The sequence below is a fragment of the Streptomyces sp. N35 genome (assembly GCF_016464295.1).
Taxonomy (GTDB): Bacteria; Actinomycetota; Actinomycetes; order Streptomycetales; family Streptomycetaceae; genus Streptomyces.
Genome location: NZ_JAEIMH010000015.1, coordinates 1 through 6,213 on the forward strand (window position 1 = coordinate 1; position 6,213 = coordinate 6,213).

Here is a 6,213-nt window from a genome sequence, read left to right on the forward strand (position 1 = left end):
CGACTTCCGCCTCACCCCGCCCCACCCCCCCCGAGCCCCGCCTCAGCCCACCTGCCCCTGAACCTCCTTCGAGATCAGCTCCAGGTGGTCCAGGTCCTCCAGGTCCAGGATCTGGAGATACACCCGCTCCGAGCCGATCTCCGCATAGCGGCCCAGCTTGTCGACGACCTCGGACGGGGAGCCGGCCAGGCCGTTGGCCTTGAGTTCGTCCACGTCGCGGCCGATGACCGCCGCGCGCCGGGCCACCTCGGCGTCGTCCTTGCCGACGCAGGCGATCAGGGCGTTGGAGTACACCAGGTCGTCCGCCTTGCGGCCCGCCGTCTCGGGGGGCGCCCGGGCGCGGCCGGACTGCCGCTTGCTGTCCTCGATCGAGGCGAACGGGATGTTGAACTCATCGGCGTACTGCGCTGCAAGGCGCGGGGTGCGCGCAGCGCCGTGGCCGCCGATCAGCACCGGCACCTTGGCCTGCGCGGGCTTGGGCAGCGCGGGCGAGTCGGTCAGCTGGTAGTGCTTGCCCTCGTACGAGAAGGTCCGGCCCGCCTCCGTACCCCACAGCCCGGTGACGATGGCCAGCTGCTCCTCGAGCCGGGCGAACTTCTCCTTGGGGAACGGAATGCCGTACGCCTTGTGCTCCTCCTCGAACCAGCCCGCGCCCAGGCCGAGTTCGACCCGGCCGCCCGACATCTGGTCGACCTGGGCCACCTGGATGGCCAGCACACCCGGCAGCCGGAAGGTGCCGGCCGTCATCAGCGTGCCGAGCCGGGTCCGGCTGGTCTCACGGGCCAGGCCGGCGAGGGTGATCCAGGCGTCGGTCGGGCCCGGCAGGCCGTCCGCGGAGCCCATCTTCAGGTAGTGGTCGGACCGGAAGAAGGCGTCGAAGCCGAGGTCCTCGGTCGCCTTGGCGACGGTCAGCAACGTGTCATAAGTGGCCCCCTGCTGGGGCTCGGTGAAGATGCGAAGATCCATGCCCTCCATCCTGCACGCTCGAACGCCCGTCAACCGAGCCGACTCCGCCTGTCCATGCGCTCCTCGGTCGGGTGAAACTGCGTCAACTGGGAGCCCGGCAGCGGTCCGTGCCAGTGACCGGACCTGGGGGTGATCGTTGGCTCGGGCGGAGCCGGACCGCCCGGCACCGGCGCACGCTGCCCGGGCGTCGCCTGCACGAACTGCTCCGCCCCACTGGACGGAGCGCAGGCCGAGGAGGCCGTCATGTCCCAGGAAGCCGCGCCGGAACAGGTCACGGAGATTCCCGCCCAGGGCGGCCGCCCCAAGGGTCTGCTGCAGCAGATGGAAGAACTGATGGCCGCGCTCAACGCGGACCTGTCCCAGCTCGACGCCGATCTCCAGTCCGCCCCCCGCACCCCCACCGAGGACACCCGGCGGGACTGACACCCCTGTCCGCTAGGGTGACGGCCCGAACGCACGGGCGCCGAGCCCGCGGACCACAGGTGGGGGAGATGGCGCAGACGCGCGGCAGCAGTGTGACGGGCTGGATCCACGCCGTGGCCAGCGTCCTCGTCGGCGCGGCCGCCGTGCTCATGCTGGGCATCCAGTTCTTCTCCGCCACGACGGCCGGCGCGATCGCCATCGGTGTCGCGCTGGTCGGCCTGGTCGTCGAGGCCAAGAACGGGGACGTCTCCCGCCGCCGCACCTTCCATCTCGCGGGTCTCCTGATGGGCATCGCGGCGGCGGTACTGGCACAGATCGTGCCCTCTTTGTTCTTCTTCGCCTCCATGTAAGGCCCGTCGGCGAGGCCGGAAAACCCGGCCGTCTCCCCTTCTGACCTCCGGTTTTGCATAATGCACGGGTGACAGACGGACGGCATCGCAAGCACGGATCGGCAGAGAGCGCCGACCGTTCCCGACGTGCCGCCCATCACCGGACAAGTCACCTTCTCGCCGGCAAAATCCGGGGCCGTCCGAGCCGCGCGGCCCTCCCGCCGCCGCTGTGGCTGAGGATCGAAGGCATCGCCGTCGCGGCCGTCGGGACCCTCGCCGTCATCGGCTGCGCGGTCGCGGCCGTACTGGCCGGGCTGCCTTCGTCCAAGGCCGTCGCCGCCGGAGTGGTCGCCGTGCTGGCGCTCACGCTGTATCTGCTCGTCACCCGCGCCGGACGGCTCATCGGCGGCATCGTCGCCGGCCTCGGCATCGCGCTGGCCATGGTCGTACCGCAGGCGGCGACGGAGCTCACCCTGGCCGGGCGCGGCGAACGCGTCCAGGTCGTGGTCACCGCGGTGGACGTGAGCGGCGAGGACGAGGACCGGTATCTGTGCTCCGTGCGGTACGGGGACGGGACGCCGGTGCAGCGGCGGCTGTGGCGGGGGTGCTCGGCCTCGGTGTCCCCCGGGGAGTCGATCGCGATGGTGTACGACCCGAAGGGGCGCATCGCGCCGAGGGGAGCCTCTCCCGCACCGGAAACCTGGCAGCTCGTGGTGCAAGGCGCGGGTCTGGCCGGGCTGCTCGCCGCGTTCAGTTATGCGGCGGTCGTACGGTCGATCCGCCGCCGGTACTGAGGCCGCCGGGACCATGGGGCCGTCGCGTACGGGCCGAAAATCCCTGCAGGTCGGCGCGGTGTCCGGGGTACGTTGAGCGGACGCCCGGCTCCGGGCGCACCCACTCAGACGGCGTCCGAGACGCCCCCGTATCGAGGCAACCACCGTGTTCCTGACGATCTCCACCACCGGCACCCCGGACCGCCCCGCGACCGACCTCGGCTTCCTTCTGCACAAGCATCCCGACAACGCCCAGGTGTTCAGCACCTCGCAGGGCCGGGCGCATGTGCTCTACCCCGAGGCGGACGAGGACCGGTGCACGGCGGCGCTGCTCCTGGAGATCGATCCCATCGCGCTCGTCCGCAAGGGGAAGGGCAAGGGGCGCGGCGGTGCGCCCGACGCGGCGCTCGCGCAGTACGTCAACGACCGCCCGTATGCCGCCTCCTCGCTGCTCGCCGTGGCCCTGAGCTCGGTGTTCAAGTCCGCCCTTCGCGGTGTGTGCACCGCGAAGCCCGAGCTCGTCGGGCAGGTGCTGCCGCTGCGCATCGAGGTGCCGGCGCTGCCCGCGCGCGGCGGCGCCGAGCTGGTCACCAAGCTCTTCGCGCCGCTCGGCTGGAACGTCACCGCCGAGTCCGTGGCGCTCGACACCCAGTTCCCCGAATGGGGTGCTTCGCGGTACGTACGGCTCGTACTCGAAGGCGACATGGTCCTCGCCGAGGCGCTGCGGCACCTGTACGTGCTGCTGCCGGTGCTCGACGACGCCAAGCACTACTGGGTCGCGCCCGACGAGGTCGACAAGCTCCTTCGCGCCGGTGAGGGCTGGCTCGCCGAACACCCCGAGCACAAGCTGATCACCAGCCGTTACCTGTCCCGGCGTTGGTCGCTGACGCGTGAGGCGATGGAGCGTCTGGAGCTGGTGCGCCTCGCCGACCTCGACGGACTCGAGGTCGAACAGGTCGACAACGCCGTCGGCGAGGAGAGCTCCGCCGACGAAGTGGCAGATGCGGAGGAGAAGGCGGTCCCGCTCGCCGTGCAGCGGCGGGACGCGATCGTCGACGCGCTCAAGGCGTGCGGTGCGCACCGGGTGCTCGACCTGGGCTGCGGTCAGGGCCAGTTGGTGCAGGCGCTGCTCAAGGACGCGTCGTTCACCGAGATCGTCGGGGTCGACGTGTCGGTGCGCGCGCTCACCATCGCCGCCCGCCGGCTCAAGCTGGAACGGATGGGGGAGCGGCAGGCCTCGCGCGTCCAGCTCTTCCAGGGCTCGCTCGCGTACACGGACAAGCGGCTCAAGGGATACGACGCCGCCGTGCTCAGCGAGGTCATCGAACACCTCGACCTGCCGCGCCTTCCCGCGCTCGAATACGCGGTGTTCGGCTCGGCCCGGCCCGCGACCGTGCTCGTGACCACGCCGAACGTCGAGTACAACGTCCGCTGGGAGTCGCTGCCCGCCGGGCACGTACGCCACAGCGACCACCGCTTCGAGTGGACCCGTGAGGAGTTCCGGGACTGGGCACGGCAGGTGGCCGAACGGCACGGCTACGCCGTCGAGTTCCGGCCCGTCGGACCGGACGACCCGGAGGTCGGGCCGCCCACACAGATGGCCGTTTTCACGATCACCGGCAGCACCGACACCACTGGCACGACCACCGGCACCAGCGCCATCACCGGCACCACCACGAAGGGAGAGCAGGCCGCATGACCGAGAACCTGACCGACGCACCGCGCGCGGGCCGCGTCCTGCCCGTCACCGATCTGTCCCTCGTGGTCCTGATCGGCTCCACCGGCTCGGGCAAGTCCAGCTTCGCCCGCAAGCACTTCAAGTCCACCGAGGTGCTCTCCAGCGACTTCTTCCGCGGTCTTGTCGCCGATGACGAGAACGACCAGAGCGCCAGCGGCGACGCGTTCGACGTCCTGCACTACATCGCCGGCAAGCGCCTGGCCGCGGGACGGCTCACCGTCGTCGACGCGACGAATGTGCAGACCGAGTCGCGCCGGCAGCTCGTCCAGATCGCCCGGCAGCACGACGTGCTGCCGATCGCGATCGTCCTCGACGTCCCCGAAGAGGTCTGCGCCGCACGCAACGCGACCCGCGCCGACCGCGCGGACATGCCCCGCCGCGTCATCCAGCGCCACCAGCGCGAGCTGCGCCGCTCGCTGCGCGGCCTGGAGCGCGAGGGCTTCCGCAAGGTGCACATCCTGCGCGGCGTCGAGGAGATCGAGGGCGCCTCGATCTCGATCGAGAAGCGCTACAACGACCTCACCCACCTCACAGGCCCCTTCGACATCATCGGCGACATCCACGGCTGCCGCTCCGAACTCGACACCCTGCTCGGCACGTTGGGTTACGAGGACGGAGTGCACCCCGAGGGACGTACGGCCGTGTTCGTCGGCGACCTCGTCGACCGCGGACCGGACAGCCCGGGCGTCCTGCGCCGCGTGATGTCCATGGTCACGTCGGGCAACGCGCTGTGCGTGCCCGGCAACCACGAGAACAAGTTCGGCCGCTACCTCAAGGGCCGCGGCGTCCAGCACACCCACGGCCTCGCCGAGACCATCGAGCAGATGGACGGCGAGAGCGAGGAATTCCGCGCCGAGGTGCGGGAGTTCATCGACGGCCTCGTCAGTCACTACGTACTCGACGAGGGCAAGCTCGTGGTGTGTCACGCGGGGCTGCCCGAGAAGTACCACGGCCGCACTTCGGGCCGCGTCCGCAGCCACGCCCTGTACGGGGACACCACCGGCGAGACCGACGAGTTCGGCCTGCCCGTGCGCTACCCGTGGGCCGAGGACTACCGCGGCCGCGCCGCCGTGGTCTACGGCCACACCCCGGTGCCGACCGCGAGCTGGGTCAACAACACCATCTGCCTCGACACGGGCGCCGTCTTCGGCGGCAAGCTCACCGCGCTGCGCTGGCCGGAGCGCGAACTGGTCGACGTACCGGCCGAGAAGGTCTGGTACGAGCCGGTCAGGCCGCTCGCGTCCGAGGCACCCGGCGGGCACGAGGGCCGGCCGCTCGACCTGGCGGACGTGCACGGCCGCCGGATCGTGGAGACCGGCGAGCACGGGCGGGTTTCGGTCCGCGAGGAGAACGCGGCCGCGGCGCTCGAAGTGATGAGCCGCTTCGCGGTCGACCCGCGCCTGGTCCCGTACCTGCCGCCGACCATGGCGCCCACCGCGACCTCAAAGGTCGAGGGCTACTTGGAGCACCCGGCGGAGGCCTTCGCGCAGTACGCCGCGGACGGGGTCGAGCGGGTCGTGTGCGAGGAGAAGCACATGGGCTCGCGGGCCGTGGCGCTGGTCTGCCGCGACGCGGCGGCCGCGCGCGAGCGCTTCGGCGTGGACGGACCGACCGGATCCCTCTACACCCGTACAGGCCGGCCCTTCTTCAGCGACCCCACGGTCACGGAGGAGATCCTGCGGCGCGTACGGGAAGCGGTGGACGAGGCCGGGCTCTGGGACGAGCTCGGCACGGACTGGGTGCTGCTCGACGCGGAGTTGCTGCCCTGGTCACTCAAGGCCCCCGGCCTGCTGCGGTCGCAGTACGCGGCCGTGGGCGCGGCGGCCGGAGCGGTCTTCCCCGGGGCGGTCGCCGCACTGGAGGCGGCGGTCGCGCGCGGGGTCGACGCGGGCGAGCTGCTGACCAGGCAGCGGGAACGGGCGGCGGGGGCCTCCGCGGTCACCCAGGCGTACCCGCGCTACTGCTGGACCACGGGCGGTCTGGG

6 protein-coding genes are annotated in these 6,213 nt (G+C 71.4%); 5 read left to right on the forward strand and 1 reads right to left on the reverse strand.

Annotation, left to right across the window (positions count from 1 at the left end; genetic code table 11):
- Positions 1-42: 42 nt before the first annotated feature.
- Entirely contained in the window at positions 43-966 is a 924-nt protein-coding gene (locus JAO81_RS11010; protein ID WP_199547610.1) for an LLM class F420-dependent oxidoreductase, read from the reverse strand.
- 243 nt (positions 967-1,209) lie between these two features.
- Here JAO81_RS11010 and JAO81_RS11015 point away from each other — a divergent pair, with 243 nt between their 5' ends.
- The 5 genes from JAO81_RS11015 to JAO81_RS11035 all read left to right on the forward strand — a co-directional run.
- Positions 1,210-1,389, forward strand: a complete 180-nt coding sequence (locus tag JAO81_RS11015) for a hypothetical protein (protein WP_165336855.1) — start codon at positions 1,210-1,212, stop codon at positions 1,387-1,389.
- 68 nt (positions 1,390-1,457) lie between these two features.
- Positions 1,458-1,739: a hypothetical protein gene (locus tag JAO81_RS11020; RefSeq protein WP_165336854.1), complete on the forward strand. Its 282-nt coding sequence runs from the start codon at positions 1,458-1,460 to the stop codon at positions 1,737-1,739.
- A 68-nt stretch (positions 1,740-1,807) separates the two neighbouring features.
- Positions 1,808-2,512: a hypothetical protein gene (locus JAO81_RS11025; protein ID WP_199547611.1), complete on the forward strand. Its 705-nt coding sequence runs from the start codon at positions 1,808-1,810 to the stop codon at positions 2,510-2,512.
- Between the two features lie 145 nt (positions 2,513-2,657).
- Positions 2,658-4,190, forward strand: a complete 1,533-nt coding sequence (locus JAO81_RS11030; RefSeq protein ID WP_199547612.1) for a 3' terminal RNA ribose 2'-O-methyltransferase Hen1 — start codon at positions 2,658-2,660, stop codon at positions 4,188-4,190.
- Positions 4,187-6,213, forward strand: a 2,027-nt coding sequence (locus JAO81_RS11035; RefSeq protein WP_233415203.1) for a polynucleotide kinase-phosphatase, incomplete at its 3' end; no start/stop codon positions are given. The genes JAO81_RS11030 and JAO81_RS11035, both read left to right, overlap by 4 nt.

Excerpts from the sequence above, each read along its gene's own strand:
- JAO81_RS11010 (WP_199547610.1), bottom strand. The coding sequence starts at position 966 with ATGGATCTTCGCATCTTCACCGAGCCCCAGCAGGGGGCCACTTATGAC.
- JAO81_RS11020 (WP_165336854.1), top strand. The coding sequence starts at position 1,458 with ATGGCGCAGACGCGCGGCAGCAGTGTGACGGGCTGGATCCACGCCGTG.
- JAO81_RS11015 (WP_165336855.1), top strand. The coding sequence starts at position 1,210 with ATGTCCCAGGAAGCCGCGCCGGAACAGGTCACGGAGATTCCCGCCCAG.